This window comes from Bordetella genomosp. 7 (assembly GCF_002261265.1).
Lineage (GTDB): Bacteria > Pseudomonadota > Gammaproteobacteria > Burkholderiales > Burkholderiaceae_B > Bordetella_A.
Map to the genome: position 1 here is coordinate 97,551 of NZ_NEVK01000007.1, position 19,662 is coordinate 117,212.

A 19,662-nucleotide genomic window follows, 5' to 3' on the forward strand; every position below is an offset into this window, starting at 1 on the left:
GCCGGCAGGCACGCCCCTGCCCTATGCACTCGCCAGGAGACACCGTGAGCAAACAATTCGCATCGCAAGGCGACCTTGCCGACAAGGTCGTGACCTTTGAAAAACTGTCGGACAACGCCTATGCCTACACTGCCGAGGGCGATCCCAATACGGGCGTCATCATCGGTGACGAGGCCGTCATGGTGGTTGACACCCAGGCTACGCCTGTCATGGCGCAGGATGTGATCCGCCGCATCCGTGAAGTCACCGACAAGCCGATCAAATACATCCTGCTGTCGCACTACCATGCTGTGCGCGTATTCGGCGCTTCAGCCTATAACGCCCAGGAAATCCTGGCCAGCCGCGACACGTACGACTTGATCGCCGAGCGCGGCGAGCAGGACAAGGCAAGCGAAATCGGCCGCTTTCCGCGCCTGTTCCGCAACGTCGAATCCATTCCCCCCGGCCTGGTATGGCCCACGATGACGTTCCAGGGCGCCATGACGGTGAACCTGGGCAACCTGGAAGTGCATCTGCTGCAAGTGGGCCGCGGCCATACCAAGGGCGACACCATCGCCTGGCTGCCCGACCAGAAAATCCTGTTTGCGGGCGATCTGGTCGAATACCAGTCCACGCCATATTGCGGTGACGCTTATTTCCGCGACTGGCCCGCGACGCTGGACGCGCTGGCCACGTTCAACGCCGAGAAAATGGTTCCCGGCCGCGGCCCCGCCCTGAAGAACGCCACCGAAGTGCGCCAGGGGCTGGCGGGCACGCGCGCCTTCCTGACGGACCTGTACGCCGCAGTGCTGCGCGGCGTGGCTGATGGCAAAGACCTGAAAACGATCTACCGCGAGGTGTACGACTTCATGCGGCCGCGCTACAGCGACTGGGTGATCTTCGACCATTGCATGCCGTTTGACGTATCGCGCGCCTACGACGAGGCCACCGGGCACGATCATCCGCGCATCTGGACGGACAAGCGCGACCGCGAGATGTGGCAGCAGCTCGAAGGCTGAAGCCCTTCGCCCAGCCATGCCGGCTGCGCCAGCGTCCCGCCAGAGGACGCCACGGCGCATAGGGCGGGCCCTGCCCGCCGCCAGGAGACAACGCGTGACACACACTGATTACCAGGCGCTGGAGTTCCCCTATCAAAAACATGCCGACCAGTCCCGCCAGCCGCCCGCCGCACATCGCGTGATCGTGGTGGGCGCCGGGCCGGTGGGGCTGACCGCCGCGCTAGACCTGGCCCAGCGCGGCATTGCCGTCGTGCTGCTGGACGACGACTGCCGCCTGTCTACAGGCTCGCGGGCTATATGCTTTGCCAAGCGCACGCTGGAAATCTGGGACCGCCTGGGCGTGGGTGAACGCATCGCGTCCAAAGGGGTGTCGTGGCATGTGGGGCGGGTGTTTTTCCGCGATCAGGAAGTCTGGCGATTCGACCTGCTGCCCGAGCCCGGCCATCGCCGCCCGGCTTTCGTGAACCTGCAGCAGTATTACGCCGAAGGCTATCTGTATGAAGCGGCGCGCGACCATCCCCTGATCGACCTGCGCTGGAAGAACAAGGTCGTGGGCATCGCACAGCGGCCCGATGGGGTGGACTTGCAGGTAGAGACGCCCGACGGCCCCTATACCCTGCAGGCGCAATGGCTGATCGCCTGCGACGGAGCCCGCTCGCCGGTGCGCAAAATGCTGGGCCAGGAGGCCCACGGGCGCGTATTCAAAGACCGCTTCCTGATCGCAGACGTACGCATGACGGCGGATTTTCCGGCCGAACGCTGGTTCTGGTTCAATCCGCCCTTCCATCCCAACCAGTCGGTTCTGCTGCACATGCAGCCCGACAATATCTGGCGCATCGACTTCCAGCTCGGCTGGAACGCCGACCCCGCAGAAGCGGTCAAGCCCGCCAATGTGCTGCCGCGCATACGCGCGCTGCTGGGCGCCGACGCCCAGTTCGAACTGGAATGGGTCAGCGTGTATACCTTTGCCTGCGAACGCATGGATACGTTCCGCCACGGACGCGTGCTGTTTGCAGGCGATGCCGCGCATCGCGTGTCCCCGTTCGGGGCGCGCGGAGCCAACAGCGGCGTGCAGGATGCAGAGAACCTGGCATGGAAGCTGCAGGCCGTGCTCGACGGCCTGGCGCCAGAAACGCTTATCGACACGTACACCGCCGAGCGCGAACTGGCCGCCGATGAGAACCTGTTGAACTCCACGCGATCCACAGATTTCATTACGCCCAAGAGCGCGGCCAGCCGCAGTTTTCGCAACGCCGTGCTGAACCTCGCGCGCGAACATCCTTTTGCGCGAGGCCTGGTCAACAGCGGACGCCTGTCGCTGCCCACCGCCTATGCCGATACGCCGCTGAACACGCCCGATGACGACACCTACGCAAGCCGCATGACGCCGGGCGCCGTGGCATTGGATGCGCCCGTGCAGGCTGCCGACGGCAGCGATGCCTGGTGGCTGTCTTACCTGGACGGGCGCTTTGTACTGGCGTTATTCTGTGGCGGCCTGCAACCGGAAGCCGCCGTCCTGGACGCCTTGCAGGCGCTGTCTGCCGGTGCTGCGCCGGTGCGCATCGTATTGGTGGGAGACGGCGCGCCGCTGGATGCGCCGCCACAGTTCAGTGTGGCGCACGACACCCAGGGCCATCTGGTACAGCGCTACGACGCGCGCCCGGGCACCTGCTACCTGCTGCGGCCCGACCAGCACCTGGCCGCCCGCTGGCGCGCCTTCGATGCGGCCGCCGTGGCGCAAGCCCTGGCCCGTGCGCTGGGCAACGCCTGAAAGGACCCCGGACTCATGCCCTTGATCATCGACCCCAACCTGGCTTCGCCCGATGCGTTCTACGAGGCGTTGATCGACACGCACCGCGACCTGGACGATACGCAAAGCGCCGAGCTCAACGCGGCCCTGATCCTGCTGCTTGCCAACCATATCGGCGATATGGAAGTGATAAGCGAAGCCCTGGAAAGGGCGCGCCGTTCGGTATTGACGGACGCGGCCGCACCCGCCGAGCCATCAAGGCGGAACCCATAGGCCGCCCACACGCAGCATGAGCCGGCTAAGGCTGGCAGCTCACGCCGCCACGGCGGCGGTCAGGCTGTCTCGGCGAACGTATCCAGCACCAGGGCGCGCAGCCACTGGCTGCCGCTGTCGCGATGAAATCGCCGGTGCCAGTACAGGTTGGTCTGCAGCGCAGGCACGCGCACCGGCGGCGTCAGCATGCCCAGCCGGAAATAAGGCGCCACGCCGGCGGCAAGCTTGTGAGGCACCGTCGCCAGCAGGTCGGTTGTGCTGACGACGTAGGGCACCGCCGAGAAATGCGGCACGCTGAAATTCGCCGTCAGGGCCACGCCGGCCTTTTCCAGCGCCTGGTTCACCTGGCCGTACGGCGCGGCGCGCGACACCACCAGGTGGCTAGCCGTGCGAAACGCCTTCAGGCTCATGCCTTCGTGCGCGCTGGGGTGGCCCCGGCGAAACAGCGTGGCGTACCCCTGGCGGAACAACATTCGCTGCATGATGCCGCTGCCCAACCCTTCAAACGCGCCGATGGCCAGGTCGACGCGGCCCGCATCCATTTCGCGACGCAGGTCCGCGCCTTGCAAGCGCAGTGAGTCGATGCGCACGGCAGGCGCATGGCGGGCGCAGAGTTCGATCAGCCTAGGCATGAAATGAATTTCGCCGACGTCCGACATGGCGATGCGGAAACGTCGCTGGCTGTGCGCAGGGCGGAACTCGTGCGTGGCTTCAAGGGTGTGCGACAACAGCGCCAGCGCTTCGCTGACCGGCCCGCCCAGCCGCTCGGCATGCGGCGTGGGCTGCATGCCATGCGGCGTACGCACGAACAGATCGTCGCCCAGGGCGGCGCGCAGCCGCCGCAGCGCGTTGCTGACCGCGGGCTGCGACAGATCCAGGCGCCGGGCCACCGCCGAAATATTGCGCTCTTCCAGCAAGTACTGGAATACCACGAGCAGGTTCAGGTCAAGATTGCGAAGCTCGGCCATAGGTGAATGAATAACGGGATGTGGCGGGGATATTCACGGAATTTATAGTCGATATTTCTGTATTCCCATAGCCAACCCCCGTTCTTTTGCTGACAATACTGAAGCCGCCCGCCCGGAGCTACCCGCGCACTCAGGCGCGCGTAACGAACCGAGAGAGAAACCCATGTCCCTGCAATATCAATCGGGGTTCGGCAATGACTGGGCCACCGAAGCGCTGCCAGGCGCGCTGCCGACGGGCCGGAATTCGCCGCAGCGCTGCCCTTATGGCCTGTACGCCGAACAGCTTTCCGGCACGGCATTCACCGCGCCGCGCAACGAGAACCGCCGCTCCTGGCTGTACCGCATCCGGCCCGCCGCACAGCACCTGCCCTTTGAGCCATTTACGGGCGCGCCCGGCTGGCTCAGCGACTTTGGCAGCGGCCCGGTCACGCCCAACCAGCTGCGCTGGGGGCCGCTGCCCATGCCCGACGCGCCCACGGATTTCGTCGAGGGCGTACGCACCTGGGCCGGCAACGGCGGCCCGGCCGAACAGGCAGGCGTCGGCATACACTTGTACGCGGCCAACCGGTCGATGCAGGGTCGCTTTTTTTATAACGCCGACGGCGAATTGATGATCGTGCCCGAACAGGGCCGCCTGCGCCTGGCCACGGAGCTGGGCATTGTCGAGGTCGAACCGCAACAGATCGCGGTCATACCCCGCGGCGTGCGCCTGCGGGTCGAATTGCCGGACGGCCAGGCGCGCGGCTACATGCTCGAGAATTTCGGCGCCGCCCTGCGGCTGCCGGAGCTCGGCCCCATCGGCTCGAATTGCCTGGCCAACCCCCGCGATTTTCAGACGCCGGTGGCGTGGTACGAAGATGTGGAAGGGGATTTCGAACTCATTGCCAAGTTCACCGGCGGCCTGTGGCGCGCGCGCATCGGCCATTCGCCGCTGGACGTCGTGGCCTGGCATGGCACCCACGCGCCGTATCGGTACGACCTGCGGCACTTCAACGTCATAGGCTCGATCAGCTTCGATCATCCCGACCCGTCGATCTTTACCGTGCTGACCGCGCCTTCCGACACGCCGGGCACCGCCAATGTGGATTTCGCCATCTTCCCGCCGCGTGTGCTGGCGATGGAGGATACGTTCCGTCCGCCCTGGTTCCACCGCAATGTGGCCAGCGAGTTCATGGGCCTGGTGCACGGGGCGTACGATGCCAAAGCCGAAGGCTTCGTGCCCGGCGGAGCGAGCCTGCACAATTGCATGAGCGGCCACGGGCCCGATGCCGATACGTTTGCAAAGGCCACCGCTGCCGACACGACCCAGCCGCACTATATCCGCGATACGATGGCCTTCATGTTCGAAACGCGCCGCGTCATCCGCCCCACCGCCCAGGCGCTGGGCAGCGCGCAACTGCAGAACGACTATTACCAATGCTGGCAGGGGCTGAAGAAACACTTCAACCCCGCCGAACGCTGACCGATCCCATGACGACCTTGAACGAAACCCACGACACCGCGCTCACCAGCTGGGTAGACAGCGCCAATGACGCTGACTCCGGTTTTCCGGTGCAGAATCTGCCCTACGCCGTGTATCGCCGGCGCGGCTCGCAAGAAGCCTGGCGGCCGGGCGTGGCCATTGGCGACCGCGTGCTCGACCTGGCGGCTCTGGCCCGGCAGAACCCGTACGATGGGTTGGCCGCGCAAGCGCTTGCGGCCTGCACGGGCAGCAACCTGAACGCGCTGATGGCCCTGGGCCAGCCTCACTGGAGCGCGCTGCGCCTGGCCTTGTCGCGAGCCCTGCGCGCGGGGTCCCCGCTGCAGGGCCAGCTGGAACCCCTGCTGGTCGCCCAGGCCGATGCCGAATACACCACGCCTGCCCACATTGGCGACTACACCGATTTCTATATTTCGCTGCACCATGCCACGGCAGTGGGCCGGCAGTTCCGCCCCGACAACCCACTGCTGCCCAACTACAAATGGGTGCCCATCGGCTACCACGGCCGCGCTTCCAGCATCGGCGTCGAGCAACGTTTTCCGCGCCCGGTCGGACAGACCCGGCCATCGGCAGACGGCCAGGCGCCCCAGTTCGGCCCCTGTCAGCGGCTGGACTACGAGCTCGAGCTCGGCGTCTACGTGGGCAAGGGCAATGCGCAGGGCGAACGCATCCCCCTGGACCAGGCCGACGAGCACGTCTTCGGGCTGTGCCTGCTGAACGACTGGTCGGCTCGCGACATCCAGGGCTGGGAGTACCAGCCCCTGGGGCCGTTCCTGGCCAAGAACTTCGCATCGACGATCTCGCCCTGGATCGTCACCATGGAAGCGCTGGAGCCTTTCCGCATTGCATGGAATCGCCAGGAAGGCGAGCCGCAGCCACTGCCCTACCTGTCTTCAGAGCGCAACCGCACGCACGGCGCCTACGATGTGGAGCTGGAAGTGTTTCTGGCCACCGAAGCCTCGCGCCAGGCCGGGCATGCGCCCGCCCGCCTGTCGGCCAGCAATTTCCGCGACGCCTACTGGAATATTGCGCAGCTGATCGCCCACCACACCGTCAACGGCTGCAACCTGCAGCCGGGCGATCTGCTGGGCACCGGCACGCTATCGGGCCCGGCGCCCGACCAAGCCGGTTCGCTGCTGGAGCTGACCCAGGGCGGCAAGACGCCCATCGAACTGCCCTGGGGCGAAACCCGCACCTTCCTGCAGGACGGTGACCAAGTGATCTTGCGCGCGCACTGCCAAAAAGCCGGCTACCCCCGCATCGGCTTCGGCGAAGCATCCGGCACCGTGCTGCCGGCACGCTAAGGCGCGCTTGGCCGGGCGGTGTCTGACACCCTACGGGAGTCAGACACCCAAGACTTAACGGCAACGCTGCAGGGTGTTGGTGTCTGACTCCCGTAGGGTGTCAGACACCAAAGACTTAACGCCAACGCTGCAAACTGTTGGTGTCTGACTCCCATAGGGTGTCAGACACCTAAGACTTAACCGCAACGCTGCAGGCTGTTGGTGTCTGACTCCCCGTAGGGTGGCAGACACCCAAGACTTAACCGCAACGCTGCAGGCAGTTGGTGTCTGACTCCCGTAGGGTGTCAGACACCTAAGACTTAACGCCAACGCTGCAAACTGTTGGTGTCTGACTCCCGTAGGGTGTCAGACACCCAAGACTTAACCGCAACGCTGCAAGCTGTTGGTGTCTGACTCCCGTAGGGTGTCAGACACCGCCCGCGTCACGCCTGCAGGACCTTGCCGGGGTTCATCAGTCCATGCGGATCCAGGGCCTGCTTGATGCGCTTCATCAGGCTGAGTTCCAGCGCGCTTTTATAGTGCGGCAGCTCGTCGCGCTTGAGCTGCCCGATGCCGTGCTCGGCGCTGATCGACCCGCCGTGTTCCTGCACGCTGCGATGCACGATATCGTAGATGCCCTGCTGCAACGCCAGCAGGTCTGCTTCGGTCTGGCCCGGGCCGCGCGCCACGTTGTAATGCAGGTTGCCGTCGCCCAGGTGGCCGAACACGACATTGCGCACGCCGGGAAAGCGCTGCTGCAGTAGTGCGTTGGTAGTGTGCACGAACGCCGCGATGGACGATATGGGTATGGACACGTCGTGCTTGACGCCCTTGCCCAGTTCGGCCTCGGCCAGCGGAATGCTCTCGCGCAGGTGCCACATGGCGCGACTTTGCGCCACATTGGCGGCAATGGCTGCGTCAGTCACCAGGCCGGCATCGATGGCGGCTCCCAGCACGGCCTCGAAGCGTTCGCGCGCGTGCGCTTCGCTTTCGCTGTCGGACAGTTCAAGCAGCGCAAACCAGGGCGACCCGGCCGACGCGCCGTCCAGCGGCAGGCGCTGCTGTGGAAACAGCCGCACCACCGATTGCAGGCAATCGCCGGCCATCAGCTCGAAACCGGTCAGGGAAGCCCCGAAGCCGGTGCGCGCACGCGACAGGAGTTCCACCGCGGCATCGATGGAATCGAGCGCCAGCAGCGCCGTGCACGACGCCACCGGCAAGGGATACAGCCTCAGGGTGGCGGCGGTGATGATGCCCAGCGTACCTTCGCTGCCGATGTACAGATCGCGCAAGTCGTAACCGGTGTTGTCTTTGCGCAGACCCCGCAGGCCGTTCCAGATTTCGCCTTCGGCCGTGACGACCTCCAGGCCCAATGCCAGCTCGCGGGCATTTCCGTAGCGCAGCACCTGCGTTCCGCCGGCGTTCGTGGCCAGGTTGCCGCCTATGGTGCAGCTGCCCTCGGCGGCCAGGCTCAGGGGAAACAGCCGCCCGGCATCGCGCGCCGCCTGTTGCACCGCCTGAAGAACGCAGCCGGCTTCGACCGTGATTGTGTCGTTTTCGGTGTCAATGGCGCGCACGCGGTTCAGGCGGGCCGTGGACAACAACACCGCCCGGCCGGAATCATCGGGCGTGGCGCCGCCGCACAGCCCGGTATTGCCGCCCTGCGGCACCAGCGGCGTGCCGTTCTGCAAGCACAGGCGCACCACGCCGGCCACCTCGCCCACAGAGCCGGGCCGCACCACCGCCAGGGCGCTGCCACGGTAACGACGGCGCCAGTCCTGCAGGTACGGATCGGCATCGGAACCGGTCAGCACGTGGGCCGGGCCCAGCAAATTCTGCAATTCAGTCAGTAGATTCATGGCCGCAAGCGGTAAAGGATGCGTCAGGCACGCCGGTTGCAAGGAAATGGCTTTCTATTGTATGGCGGGCTGCGCCTCGCGCGAACGGCGAATCGGGGATAATCCATCTTGCGCGGCCGTCCGGTCGGCGCTGCCGCGCTCAGTCATCCAAGGAGTTCACTTGAACGCACCCGTCCGTTATCCCGATGCAGTTTTCAAGGCCTACGACATCCGGGGCACCGTTCCGCAGCCGCTGAACGATGGTTTTGCCCGTACCCTGGGCCGCGCGCTTGCAGACCAGGCCCGCCGACAAGGGGTCACCGCCCTGGTGGTGGGCCGGGACGGACGGCTGAGCAGCGCAGGACTGGCGCACGCTTTGCAAGAAGGGATACGTGACGGCGGCATCGACACCATCGATATCGGCCAGGTCCCCACGCCGCTGGTCTACTACGCGGCGCATACCCAGGGCACGGGCTCGGGGGTCGCCATTACGGGCAGCCATAACCCCCCGCAATACAACGGCTTCAAGATGATGATGGCGGGCAAGGCGCTGTACGGAGACGGCGTGCTGGCCCTGCGCGACGCCATGAATGCCGCCACACAGGACGAAGCCGACCCGGCCGGCCCGCGCGGCAGCCGCCGCGAACTCGATCTGGTGGGCGAATATATACAGCGCATCGCGGGCGACGTGAAGCTGGCGCGGCCGCTCAAGATCGCGATCGATTGCGGCAATGGCGTGGCGGGCGCGGTCGCGCCGCAGCTGTTCCGCGCATTGGGCTGCCAGGTAGACGAGCTGTACTGCGAGGTTGACGGCACTTTCCCCAATCACCACCCCGACCCGGCCGACCCGCACAACCTGCAGGACCTTATCGACCATGTCGCGCGCACCGATTGCGAACTGGGGCTGGCCTTTGATGGCGACGGCGACCGCCTGGGCGTCGTCACGAAGTCAGGCCAGATCATCTGGCCCGACCGCCAGTTGATCCTGTTCGCGCGCGACGTGCTGCAACGCTGCCCCGGCAGCACCATCATCTATGACGTGAAATGCAGCCGCCACGTCGGCCTGGCCATCCAGGAGGCCGGCGGCCAGCCCCTGATGTGGCAGACGGGCCATTCGCTGGTCAAGGCCAAACTCGCCGAAACCGGCGCGCCCCTGGCTGGCGAAATGAGCGGCCACATCTTTTTCAAAGAACGCTGGTACGGGTTTGACGACGGCCTGTACACTGGCGCGCGCCTGCTGGAAATCGTGGCGCGCAGCGCCAACGCGTCCGAGCCGCTCGAGGCCCTGCCGCAGGCCTTGTCCACGCCGGAACTCAAGCTTGAAATGGCCGAAGGCGAGCCCTTCAAACTGGTGCAGGCGCTGCGCGAACAGGCCCGCTTCGACGGCGCGCTGGACATCGTCACAATTGACGGCGTGCGCGCCGAATATGCCGACGGATTCGGGCTGGCGCGCGCCTCCAACACCACGCCGGTGGTGGTCCTGCGCTTCGAGGCCGATACGCCCGAAGCGCTAGCGCGCATCAAAGACGAGTTCCGCCGCGAGTTGCTGCGGCTCGCCCCCGGCATGACTTTGCCCTTCTGATAGCCACATCTGCCACCATGCCTACTACATTGCCGACCAGCCCCGCGTGGCTGGCTTTTGCCCAGGCGGCGCAGACCGCGTCGCGCAACGGCGAGCGCCTGCATATCATCGAGGCGGCCGGCCTGCGCGTCGACCTTACGGCCCAGGCGCAGTCAGAAGCGCTGGACCGCGCCGCGCAGGACCTGCTGGCCCAACAGAACTTCGACGCCGCGCGCGCGCAGCTGTACGACGGCGGCGAGGCCAACTGGACTGAACGCCGGCAGGCCTGGCACACCGCGCTGCGCGCGGCCAACCCGCCGCCATCCGTGGCCCAGGACGTGCTGTCCGAGCGTGAACGCGTGCGACGGTTCGTGCGCGAGCTGGACCAGACCGGCGCCTACACCGACATCCTGCACCTGGGCATCGGCGGCAGCGACTGGGGCCCCCGCATGGTGACGCGCGCGCTGCGGCATTGCGGCCTGCGGCGCAACATCCAGTTCGCATCCAACGTCGATTCCCATGCGGTGGCGGATGCCATGGGCCAGCTCGACCCGCACCGCACGCTGGTCATCGTGGCGTCCAAGTCGTTCACCACCACCGAACCGCTGGCCAACGCCGAAGTGGCCATGAACTGGCTGCGCGACGCGGGCGTGGCGGACCCGGTCAGGCACGTTGTCGCCGTCACCGCCAACGTCGACGCGGCGCTCGACTTCGGCATCTCGCCGGACCGCGTATTCCGTTTCTGGGACTGGGTGGGCGGGCGTTATTCGCTGTGGTCTGCCATCGGCCTGCCGATTGCGCTTGCGCTGGGATGCGACACGCTGGACCAGTTACTGGCGGGCGCCGCCGCCATGGACGAACACTTCCTGCAGGCGCCGCCTCGCGATAATGCGCCGCTGCAGATGGCGCTGGCAGGCATCGCCAATCGCAGCGTGCTGGGCTATGCCACGCTGGCCATCACGCCGTACGATTCGCGCCTGCTGCACCTGGTTCCCTGGGCGCAGCAGCTCGACATGGAATCGCTGGGCAAGGTGGCCACGCGCGACGGTACCCCGGTAGGCGTGCCCACCGGACCCGTCGTCTGGGGCATGCCGGGCACCGATTGCCAGCACACCTTCTTCCAGTGGCTGCACCAGGACACCACCGGAGCGCCGGTGGACTTCATCATCTGCGCCCAGCCCGACCACGGCTACGCGCGTTATCACAACATGCTGATCGCCAACTGCCTCGCGCAGCGCTCGGCACTGCTGCGCGGCAAGTCGTACGAAGAAGCGTTGCAGGAAACGCGCGCCGTCGAGTCCGATGCGCGCCGCGCCGACATGCTGGCCCGCCACCGCGTGCATCCGGGCGGGCGTCCTTCGACCCTGATCGTACTGCCGCGGCTGGACGCCCATTCGCTAGGCGCCCTGCTGGCGCTGTACGAGCACAAGGTGTTCGCGCAAGGCGCGCTGTGGGGCATCAACCCATTCGATCAATGGGGTGTGGAATTCGGCAAGATCCTCGCCAAGCGCATCATCCACGAGCTCGACTCGCCTTCCGATGGCGCCGACCAGGATCCTTCAACGCGGTACTGGATCGAATCACTGGCGCGCCGCTGAACTCGTCGGCGCCGGCCCGGCACGGCGCCCGCCCTGCCGCGGCTACGCGAGCAGCGTACGATAAATATCCAGGTGCCGCCGGCACACATCTTCAATATCGAACTCGTTTTCGGCCAGCCGGCGCCCGGCCCGGCCCAGCCGCTGACGCAGATCGGCGTCGCTTGCCAGCCGGCCAATCGCGTCGGCCAGGGCCTGCGCATCGCGCGGCGGCACCAGCAGGCCGGTTTCATCGGGCTCGATGGCGTCGCGGCAGCCCGGCACATCAGTGGTAACCACCGCCCTGCCGCATGCGGCCGCCTCGATCAGCGAGCGCGGCAGGCCCTCGCGATACGACGGCAGCACCGCGATATGCGCGGCCGCATACAGATCGGCAATATCGCTGCGTTCGCCCAGCGCCTCGATGCAGCCTTCCCGATGCCAGGCATCGACGTCGGCCTGCGTCACCGACGCCGGGTTGCCCGGGTCGATGCCGCCCGCCAGCCGCATGCGCACGCCGGCGCCAGACTGCTGCAATATCCGGGCGGCCGCCACGAATTCCAGCACCCCTTTGTCGCGCAGCAGGCGCGCGACCATCAGCGCGATAATCGGCGGCGCCGGCTCAGGCATCGCCGGATAAGCGGACAGGTCGACGCCCGACCCGCGGATCATTACGACTTGCTCGTCGCGCACCACACCCAGGCCGCGCAGCGTGTCGCGGTCATTGCTGTTCTGAAACACCACCCGACTGTTGCGATGGCCCAGGGCCCGACAGTACAGCCAGGCCACCACGCGCCGCACCAGCGCCGCCTTGGTTCCCTGGGCCACGAACACAAAACCCAGCCCCGAAATGGCCGACACCATGGCGGGCACGCCGGCCATGCGCGCGGCGATGCCGCCGTACAGCACCGGCTTGATCGTCACCAGGTGCACCAGGGCCGGCCGCAGCCGGCGAAACAGGCGCCACAGCGACCATATCGTGCGCAACTCCTGCAGCGGCTGCTTGCCGCTGCGAGTCATGGGAATGACATGGTGCGTCAGGCCATGCGCGGCAATGCGCGGCACGCTGTCTCCCGCCATGGTGGCTACATGCACGTCGTAGCCGGCCCGCTGGGCCGCCAGCGCAAGCGGCAGCCGGTGCGACAGGAAAAAAGCCGGGTTGTTCACCACGAACAGCAAGCGAGCGGGCTGGCTCATGCGTCAGCTCCGGCGATGCGCCGCCATACGGCTTCGTAGGCGGCCACCATCTTGGCAAGATCGAATTCGGCCAGCACGCGCGCGCGCCCGGGCGCGCCCACTGCCGCACGGCCGCGCGCGGCGACGTCGTCCAGCGCGGCGGCGATGCCCTGCGCAAGGGCTTCGGGCTGCTCGGGCGCCACCACGGGGCCCGTGTCGCCCAGGATATGCGCGGCGTCGCCGACATTGGTCACCACGCAAGGCGTGCCGCAGGCCATGGCCTCGGCCACCACATTGGGAAACCCTTCGGCGCAACTGGACAAAACGTGCAGGTCCAGCGCGTTCATGACCGCGGGCACATCGTCGCTGGGCCCGGCCAGCAGCACACGGCCGCGCAATCCATGGCGCTCGATCAGCCCGGCCAGCTCGGTGTTGCCCGGCGACATGCCGCGGCCCACCAGCACGCAATGCATGCCGCGGTCGCGCCCGTCGCGCACCAGGGCAGCGAGCGCGCCCAGCAGATTGGCGTGGTCTTTAAGCGGATCCCACCTGGCCACGCAGCCCACCAGCGGCGTGCCATCGGGCACCTGCCACAGACGGCGCATACGCTGGCCGGCCTCGGCGTCGGGCTGGAAGCGCGACAAGTCGTAGCCATTGGAAATCACCACCAGCCGATCCGGGCGGTAACCGTATTGCTGGTGGCGCACCGCGGAATCCCGCGCTGCGCAGACCACGGCGCGCGGCAGCCATCCCGACAGGCGCGCGCACAACTTAAGCACCAGGCGCGCCGATCGGCTGCTGCGATCAAGGTACGCGCCCGAGTTGCGTATGCCCCACGCCACCGCCCGCACCCCCGCCATCCGCGCGGCCAGCCCGCCGATCAGGTCGGCGTGGTACATCCACGTCTGCACCGCATCGGGGCGTTCGTGCGCCAGTAACCGCCGCAGCGCCAGAAAGCCGCCCAGGGTCAGGCGCCCGCGCGGCATGTCCAGGGTGTGCACGGTTACGCCCGCGTGGCGCAGCCGCGTGCCATACACGCCATCGTCGGTGAGCGACACCACGGTATGGCGCACGCGCTGGTCGGGATAAGTGGCCAGCCGGAACAGCACCGATTCGGCGCCGCCCTGGCCCAGCCCGGTAATGACATGCGTAACACGCAGAATGGCTGGCCGCGTCATGGCCGGCCTCGTACGGCCGCAAACAGGCCATCCCATTCGGCCAGCACGGCCGGCAGCGCATAGCGGGCCCGCACCGACTGCGCCGCGCGCGCGCCCAGGCCGTGGCGCAGATTCGCATCGCGCATCACCTGGCGCAGCGCATCGGCCAGGCGGGCGCGATCGCCCGCGGGCACCAGCAGCGCATCCTGGCCGTCGCGCGTCATCTCGCGCGGCCCGCTCGGGCAGTCGAATGCCACGCAGGGCAGGCCTAGCGCCATGGCTTCGAGCAGCACATTGGGGAACCCTTCCACCGCCGAACTCAACACAAAAGCATGCCCCTTGGAAAGCTCGTCCCAGGGTTCGGCGGTCCGGCCGGGCAGGCACACCCGCCCTTCCAGGTCGGCCGAGGCGATGCGAGCCTGCAGACTGTCGCGCTGCGGCCCTTCGCCCCAGATCCACAGATCCCATTCCGGAAACTCGCCGGCCAGCTCGCCATACACATCCACCAACAGGTCGAACTGCTTGGCAGGCGCCAGCCGACCCATGGCGAGCAGGCGCTTGCGCGGCGCAGGCGCGCGCGTGTCGACCAGCGGCGCATCGAGCAGCTCGGGCGGCAGCGGATTGGGAATGACCTTGAGCTGCTTGATGCCCGGCACCTGGCACGCAAACGGCTCGACCGTGTCTTCGGCCTGCACGGTCACCATGTCGGCGCTGGGATAGAACAGCCGGCGCAGCGCCCGCCATACTTTGCCCGTGCTGCGCTCGACCACCGGGTTGGTGCGCTCGCACACGATCAGCGGCACGCCCAGCCCCCGCGTGGCCAGTATGGCGGCCACGTTCACATTCGTCAGGAACGACACCACCACGTCGGGCGCTTTTTCGCGGATCAGGCTGCGCAGCGCCCGCAGCCGTACCCAGGCGCCCATGGGGCCGCTGGAACGCGTGCCCGCGCGGTCGGCCAGCCAGATCAGGTCCACTGCGTCAGACAGTGGATAAAAGCAGGTGCCTTTGGACGAGTAAGTAGGCACCAGGGTGACGGTATCACCGCGATCGGTCCAGGCATTGACCAGAGTGGCCGCAACGCGCTCGGCGCCGCCCGCGTGCATGGAACTGACCAGCAGCAGTATTTTCATCGATCGGTATCCTGTTCGCCGGCCTCGCCGGCGTGATAGCGGTCCAGCCAGGCCTGCATCATCAGCACTCCCCACAGGCGGCTGTCCCAGTTGCGGTGTCCGGAAACGTGTTCCCGCCACCGGCGCAGGATCGGCTCGGGTTCGAACCAGCCTTCCTGCCGCAGGCGGGCCGGGTCCAGCAAGGCCTCGGCCCAGTCGCGCAGCGGCCCGCGCAGCCAGCTGGCCAGCGGAACGGCAAAGCCCCGCTTGGGGCGATCTACCAGGGCCTGGGGCACGTGCCGGTAAAGCACCTGGCGCAGCAGCCACTTGCCGGTGTTGCCGCGCACTTTGTATTCGAAGGGCAGGCGCCACGCGAACTCGTACACCCGATGATCCAGCATGGGCACACGCGTTTCCAGGCTTACCGCCATGGCGGCGCGATCGACCTTGACCAGGATGTCATCGGGCAGGTAGGTCACCGAGTCCAGCTTCATCATCACGTCGAAGGCGGAACCTTGCATCGGCTGTTCAAACAACGACTCGGGCTCGACCCCGCCGATGACCACGCGGCCGGGGTCTTTCCAATAGGACACGAACTGGCGGTAGAACTCGCCCCGCGTATCGGCCTGCATCAATTCGCCCAGCTTGGCGACCTTGCCGCGCCAGGCGCCGCGGCCGGGCAGTGTCGCAGACGCCCCCAGCAGCGCGCCCATCGCATGGCGCAAGGGCCCCGGCACGCGCTCGCACTTGCGCGACCAGTCCCGCACGCGAAAATAACGCGAATAGCCGCCGAACAGCTCATCGCCGCCATCGCCCGACAGCGCCACCGTGACATGCTGGCGCGCCATGCGCGTCACCAGCGAAGTCGGAATCTGCGACGAATCGGCAAACGGCTCGTCGTACATGTCGGCCAGCGTGGGCACCACCGCCAGCGCGTCGTCGGCTGTCACGTACAGTTCGGTATGGTCAGTGCCCAGGTGCCGCGCCACTGCCTTGGCGTGCTCGGCCTCGTTGTACTTTTTCTCGTGAAAACCGATGGCGAAGGTGCGCACCGGCTGGCGGCTTTGCGCCTGCATCAGCGCCACGATGGTAGACGAGTCGATGCCGCCTGACAGAAACGCCCCCAGACTCACGTCGGACAGCATCTGCCCGCGCACGGCCTGCGACAGCATGGCTTCGAGAGCGTCCGTGGCCTGCGCATCGGTCGCATAGGCGGCCGGCGCCTGCAGGCCCTGGTCGGCCGCCTGCAAGGCAGACCAATACACGCGCGGTTCGGCAAGGCGGCGGCCCTGCAGCTCGGCTTCGCCCAGCTGCAGCCAGGTGCCCGGCGGCAACTTGTAGATACCTTCGTAAATGGACTGCGGCGCCGGGATGTAGTTGTGGCGCATCAGCGAAGCCATCGCGGCTCGGTTCAGGTCGCGCCCGAAGCCGGGAATGGGCATCAGCCCCTTCAATTCCGATGCGAACACGAAGTTGGCGCCGGTATAACCGTAGTACAGCGGCTTTTCGCCCATGCGGTCGCGCGCCAGCGTCAGCGTGCGCCGCTCGCGGTCCCACAAGGCGATGGCATACATGCCCACCGCGGCCTGCAGCGTCGCCTCGACACCCAGTGCGGCGAACCCCGCCAGGACGGTCTCGGTGTCGGAATGGCCGCGCCAGTCGGGCGCCTGCCCGGCCTGCGCGAGCTGTGCCCGCAATTCCAGATGGTTGTAGATCTCGCCATTGAGCACCAGCACGTAGCGGCCACAGGCCGAAACCATGGGCTGGTGGCCGGCCTCGGTCAGGTCCAGGATGGCCAGCCGTACATGGGCCAGGGCCAGCCCGGCGCCATGGTCCGCCCAAAGGCCGTGGCTATCCGGACCACGATGGCGTATGCGGCGGCAGCTATCGGCCAGCACCTGCTCTTTGTCTTGCAGTGGCCCCCAGATTCCGGCTATTCCACACATATTGATATCTCGCGCTTATATGAGTTGTACCGGGCAAGGCTGTCAGCGCCCCGGCTTGCGCACATCGTCGAAAAGCTCATGCCACAGGCCCAGTACGTGCCGCGCCGAAAACCGTTCGCGGGCCTCGATGGCGCGCGCGGCCAGCGCCTGCCGGGCAGCGTCATCGCCCATCAGCCCCGACAGGGCCGCCGCCAGGGCCGGCACATCGCCGTTGGGCCGCACCAGCAGGCCATCCACACCATCGCGCACCACTTCGCGCGGCCCGGTATCGCAATCGAAACATACCGCCGCAAGCCCGCTGGCCAAAGACTCCAGCAAGGTGTTCGACAACCCCTCGAACCGGGAACTGAGCACATACAGATCGGCGCTGCGGTACCAGTCGCCCACATTGCCGACGCGGCCAGGCATCGACACACGCGCCTGCAGCCCCGCGGCATCGACCATTGCCTGCAGGCTCTGGCGCTCGCCGCCTTCACCCAGGATGACCAGATCCCAATCCGGATGCCTGCCCGCAATGCGTGCATACGCCTGGATGAGCAGGTCGAATCCCTTGTCCCGGTGCAAGCGCCCCACTGCAAGCAGGCGGCGCCGGCCCGGCGAGGGCGGCGGCAGCAGCACGGGCTCGGCATGCTGCAGGGGCCATTGCACCGGATTGGGAATCACCGCAAGCCGCGAGCCCGGCACATGGCGTGCCAACCAGTCGGCGGTGCCCTGGGTCAGGGCCACCACCCGCGCCGCGCGCGGATACGTCCAGCGCCGCAGGCGCTGCCACAGGCCCGACAGCGTCTGCGACGGCGGGTGTGTATGTTCGGTGGCGATCACCTTGCAGGGCAGCCCCCGGGCAGCCATCACCGCCAGCACCGATGCGGTGGTCATCATGGCCAGCACAATATCGGGCTGGAACTGCCGCATGACGCCACGCAACACACGTACACGCCGCAGGTTGCCCAGCAGGCCGCGCAACCCGCCACCAGCGCCTTCGGTATGCAGCACCTCGCGCCGCACGGCCGGATGCAGCGTATAGGCGTCGTTGGTGGCATCGGCCTGCGTGGCGACCATTACGTGCCAGCCTGCCTGCGCCCAATGCGCGCTGAGGTCGGCGGCCACGCGCTCGGCCCCGCCGCCATGCAGCGAATGAATGAAGATCAGCACGCGCGCGGCGTCGTGGGGCGTGTGCATCATGCGCTCTCTTTGCGTGGAGACGGCTCGTGCGGCCGCCATGCCGCCACCATATAGCAGGCGAACGACAGGGCGTACATCAGGCTGGTGGCCAGCATGATGCCCGCGGTGCCCATGCGGGGCGCCAGCATGGCATTCATGATGACCTTGAGCAGGAAATTCGCCACGGCGATCAGCGCCATGACCCGGTAGCGGTTCTGGCTGGCCAGCAACTGCACCAGGATCAGCACGCCAAAATAGAACGGCAACTGCAGCAACCCCCAGCGCAGCACCTGGGCCACTGCCTGGGTGTTTTCGGCAGTGAAAGCGCCTCGCTCGAACAGTAGCGCCACGCCCCAGGGCGCCAGCAGCCATGCCACCGCCACGACTGCGGCGCCGGCGCCCACCATCAGCACCGACCACTTCAGCGCCATCACGCGAGCGCGTTGCGCATCGCCGCGACTTTGCACGTCGGCCAGCACCGGCAGCGCGGCGCGCCCCACCGACACCGCGCCGATGCCCAGCAGCAATGACAGCAGGCGGGCGGCATATCCCAGCGTGGCGTTGGCGTTATCGCCCAGATTGGCCGCCGTGTATTGATCGAGCGGCCCGACGAAGCTCATGGCCACCTGCCCCACCAGCATCACGCCTGCCGCGCCCATCAGTTCGGGCCAGTGCGGCGAGCGCAGTGTCAGCACCGGCGCCCCCCAGAAACCGTTGTCGGCGCGGGCAGCCAGCCAGGCCAGCCACACCGCCTGGATGGCATAGCCCACCAGCGTGCCCCACAACAGAGGGCCCACGTCGTCGGCGGACACGGCGGCCAGCATCACCCACGCCAGCGTCACTACCGCGGGCATGCTGTCGAGCAGCGTGTTGACGTGCCGCTCGTGCGCGCGCAGACGGGCGCCGCTTATTCCGGCCATCAGCAACAGCACGGTCACCGGCACGAAAGCGTAGAGCAGCTGCGTGCTCATGGCGGCAACCGGCCCGGACAGGCCGCTGCCCAGCCAGCGCAACACCCAGGGCCAGGCCAGCGCGGTCAGCGCAGCCAGCGCCAGCCCTCCTGCCAGCACCGCTCCCTGCAATTCGCGTATGAAGTGTTCGCGATCGGCCCGCTCGCTGCGCTTGAGCCGCACCAGCACCGGAATCAGCACCACGCCCAGCACCCCCACGATGGTGGCGGGCAGCCAGTTCGCGATGGTCATGGTGAACTGGTACGCGTCCACGGCATCGCTGATGCCATAGCGGTACGCAACTGCCATTTCCTTCAGGGCGCCGGCGGCCTTGCCCAGCACCAGAAAGACCGCCACCCGGAAAGCGCCGCGGAAAATGCGTTGATGATCCGGGTGGATGGCGTTGAAGCGGCGGATGAGCGCTTTCAAAAATTG

15 protein-coding genes are annotated in these 19,662 nt (G+C 67.0%); 7 read left to right on the forward strand and 8 right to left on the reverse strand.

The genetic code is table 11. The features are described 5' to 3' along the window. Positions 1-44: 44 nt before the first annotated feature. From CAL19_RS15100 to CAL19_RS15110, 3 genes are all read left to right on the forward strand, one after another. Entirely contained in the window at positions 45-998 is a 954-nt protein-coding gene (locus CAL19_RS15100) for an MBL fold metallo-hydrolase (RefSeq protein ID WP_026639534.1), read from the forward strand. Positions 999-1,092: 94 nt separating this feature from the next. After that, positions 1,093-2,769 carry an FAD-dependent oxidoreductase gene (locus CAL19_RS15105; RefSeq protein WP_094797254.1) on the forward strand — a complete coding sequence of 559 codons (1,677 nt, stop codon included), beginning with the start codon at positions 1,093-1,095 and terminating at the stop codon, positions 2,767-2,769. A 15-nt stretch (positions 2,770-2,784) separates the two neighbouring features. Next, a complete protein-coding gene (locus CAL19_RS15110) occupies positions 2,785-3,021 on the forward strand; it encodes a DUF2783 domain-containing protein (RefSeq protein WP_026639536.1) in 237 nt (78 codons plus the stop codon). Between the two features lie 59 nt (positions 3,022-3,080). Here the strand turns inward: CAL19_RS15110 and CAL19_RS15115 are convergent, their stop codons facing one another. Beyond that, a complete protein-coding gene (locus CAL19_RS15115) occupies positions 3,081-3,989 on the reverse strand; it encodes a LysR family transcriptional regulator (protein ID WP_094797255.1) in 909 nt (302 codons plus the stop codon). 163 nt (positions 3,990-4,152) lie between these two features. On the opposite strand from CAL19_RS15115, the gene hmgA reads away from it, so the two are divergent. Both hmgA and fahA read left to right on the forward strand, forming a co-directional pair. Then, a complete protein-coding gene (hmgA, locus tag CAL19_RS15120; protein WP_094797256.1) occupies positions 4,153-5,451 on the forward strand; it encodes a homogentisate 1,2-dioxygenase in 1,299 nt (432 codons plus the stop codon). A gap of 8 nt (positions 5,452-5,459) precedes the next feature. After that, positions 5,460-6,773 carry a fumarylacetoacetase gene (gene fahA, locus CAL19_RS15125; RefSeq protein WP_094797257.1) on the forward strand — a complete coding sequence of 438 codons (1,314 nt, stop codon included), beginning with the start codon at positions 5,460-5,462 and terminating at the stop codon, positions 6,771-6,773. A gap of 422 nt (positions 6,774-7,195) precedes the next feature. On the opposite strand, the gene CAL19_RS15130 is transcribed toward fahA, so the two are convergent. Next, positions 7,196-8,611 carry an FAD-binding oxidoreductase gene (locus tag CAL19_RS15130; RefSeq protein WP_026638820.1) on the reverse strand — a complete coding sequence of 472 codons (1,416 nt, stop codon included), beginning with the start codon at positions 8,609-8,611 and terminating at the stop codon, positions 7,196-7,198. A 160-nt stretch (positions 8,612-8,771) separates the two neighbouring features. Between CAL19_RS15130 and CAL19_RS15135 the strand changes: the two genes are divergently transcribed. Together CAL19_RS15135 and pgi are read left to right on the forward strand one after the other, a co-directional pair. Beyond that, on the forward strand, positions 8,772-10,172 hold the full coding sequence (locus tag CAL19_RS15135) for a phosphomannomutase/phosphoglucomutase (RefSeq protein WP_026638821.1): 1,401 nt from the start codon (positions 8,772-8,774) through the stop codon (positions 10,170-10,172). A gap of 17 nt (positions 10,173-10,189) precedes the next feature. Further along, entirely contained in the window at positions 10,190-11,749 is a 1,560-nt protein-coding gene (gene pgi, locus CAL19_RS15140; protein ID WP_026638822.1) for a glucose-6-phosphate isomerase, read from the forward strand. 42 nt (positions 11,750-11,791) lie between these two features. Here pgi and CAL19_RS15145 read toward each other — a convergent pair whose 3' ends face one another. From CAL19_RS15145 to murJ, 6 genes are read right to left on the reverse strand one after another with little or no spacing between them, the layout of a single operon-like run. Next, complete coding sequence (locus CAL19_RS15145) at positions 11,792-12,922, reverse strand: glycosyltransferase family 4 protein (protein WP_094797258.1); 1,131 nt, start codon at positions 12,920-12,922, stop codon at positions 11,792-11,794. After that, positions 12,919-14,079 (reverse strand): glycosyltransferase family 4 protein, encoded by a 1,161-nt coding sequence (locus tag CAL19_RS15150; protein ID WP_094797259.1) that lies wholly within the window; start codon positions 14,077-14,079, stop codon positions 12,919-12,921. Before CAL19_RS15150 ends, CAL19_RS15145 begins: the two co-directional genes overlap by 4 nt. Next, the gene (locus CAL19_RS15155) at positions 14,076-15,191 is read right to left on the reverse strand and encodes a glycosyltransferase family 4 protein (RefSeq protein WP_094797260.1); all 1,116 of its coding nucleotides are present in this window, start codon (positions 15,189-15,191) and stop codon (positions 14,076-14,078) included. The genes CAL19_RS15150 and CAL19_RS15155 overlap by 4 nt, the downstream gene beginning before the upstream one ends. After that, positions 15,188-17,116, reverse strand: coding sequence for an asparagine synthase (glutamine-hydrolyzing) (gene asnB, locus CAL19_RS15160; protein ID WP_094797261.1), 1,929 nt, complete (start codon positions 17,114-17,116; stop codon positions 15,188-15,190). The genes CAL19_RS15155 and asnB overlap by 4 nt, the downstream gene beginning before the upstream one ends. A gap of 42 nt (positions 17,117-17,158) precedes the next feature. Then, a complete protein-coding gene (locus CAL19_RS15165; protein WP_094797337.1) occupies positions 17,159-18,295 on the reverse strand; it encodes a glycosyltransferase family 4 protein in 1,137 nt (378 codons plus the stop codon). After that, positions 18,295-19,656 carry a murein biosynthesis integral membrane protein MurJ gene (gene murJ, locus CAL19_RS15170; protein ID WP_094797262.1) on the reverse strand — a complete coding sequence of 454 codons (1,362 nt, stop codon included), beginning with the start codon at positions 19,654-19,656 and terminating at the stop codon, positions 18,295-18,297. Before murJ ends, CAL19_RS15165 begins: the two co-directional genes overlap by 1 nt. Positions 19,657-19,662 lie beyond the last annotated feature (6 nt).

What these genes read in the sequence shown, in the direction of transcription:
- CAL19_RS15110 (WP_026639536.1), top strand. Translation starts at nt 2,785, where the DNA reads ATGCCCTTGATCATCGACCCCAACCTGGCTTCGCCCGATGCGTTCTAC.
- CAL19_RS15115 (WP_094797255.1), bottom strand. Translation starts at nt 3,989, where the DNA reads ATGGCCGAGCTTCGCAATCTTGACCTGAACCTGCTCGTGGTATTCCAG.
- hmgA (WP_094797256.1), top strand. Translation starts at nt 4,153, where the DNA reads ATGTCCCTGCAATATCAATCGGGGTTCGGCAATGACTGGGCCACCGAA.
- fahA (WP_094797257.1), top strand. Translation starts at nt 5,460, where the DNA reads ATGACGACCTTGAACGAAACCCACGACACCGCGCTCACCAGCTGGGTA.
- CAL19_RS15130 (WP_026638820.1), bottom strand. Translation starts at nt 8,611, where the DNA reads ATGAATCTACTGACTGAATTGCAGAATTTGCTGGGCCCGGCCCACGTG.
- pgi (WP_026638822.1), top strand. Translation starts at nt 10,190, where the DNA reads ATGCCTACTACATTGCCGACCAGCCCCGCGTGGCTGGCTTTTGCCCAG.
- CAL19_RS15145 (WP_094797258.1), bottom strand. Translation starts at nt 12,922, where the DNA reads ATGAGCCAGCCCGCTCGCTTGCTGTTCGTGGTGAACAACCCGGCTTTT.
- CAL19_RS15150 (WP_094797259.1), bottom strand. Translation starts at nt 14,079, where the DNA reads ATGACGCGGCCAGCCATTCTGCGTGTTACGCATGTCATTACCGGGCTG.
- CAL19_RS15155 (WP_094797260.1), bottom strand. Translation starts at nt 15,191, where the DNA reads ATGAAAATACTGCTGCTGGTCAGTTCCATGCACGCGGGCGGCGCCGAG.
- asnB (WP_094797261.1), bottom strand. Translation starts at nt 17,116, where the DNA reads ATGTGTGGAATAGCCGGAATCTGGGGGCCACTGCAAGACAAAGAGCAG.
- CAL19_RS15165 (WP_094797337.1), bottom strand. Translation starts at nt 18,295, where the DNA reads ATGCACACGCCCCACGACGCCGCGCGCGTGCTGATCTTCATTCATTCG.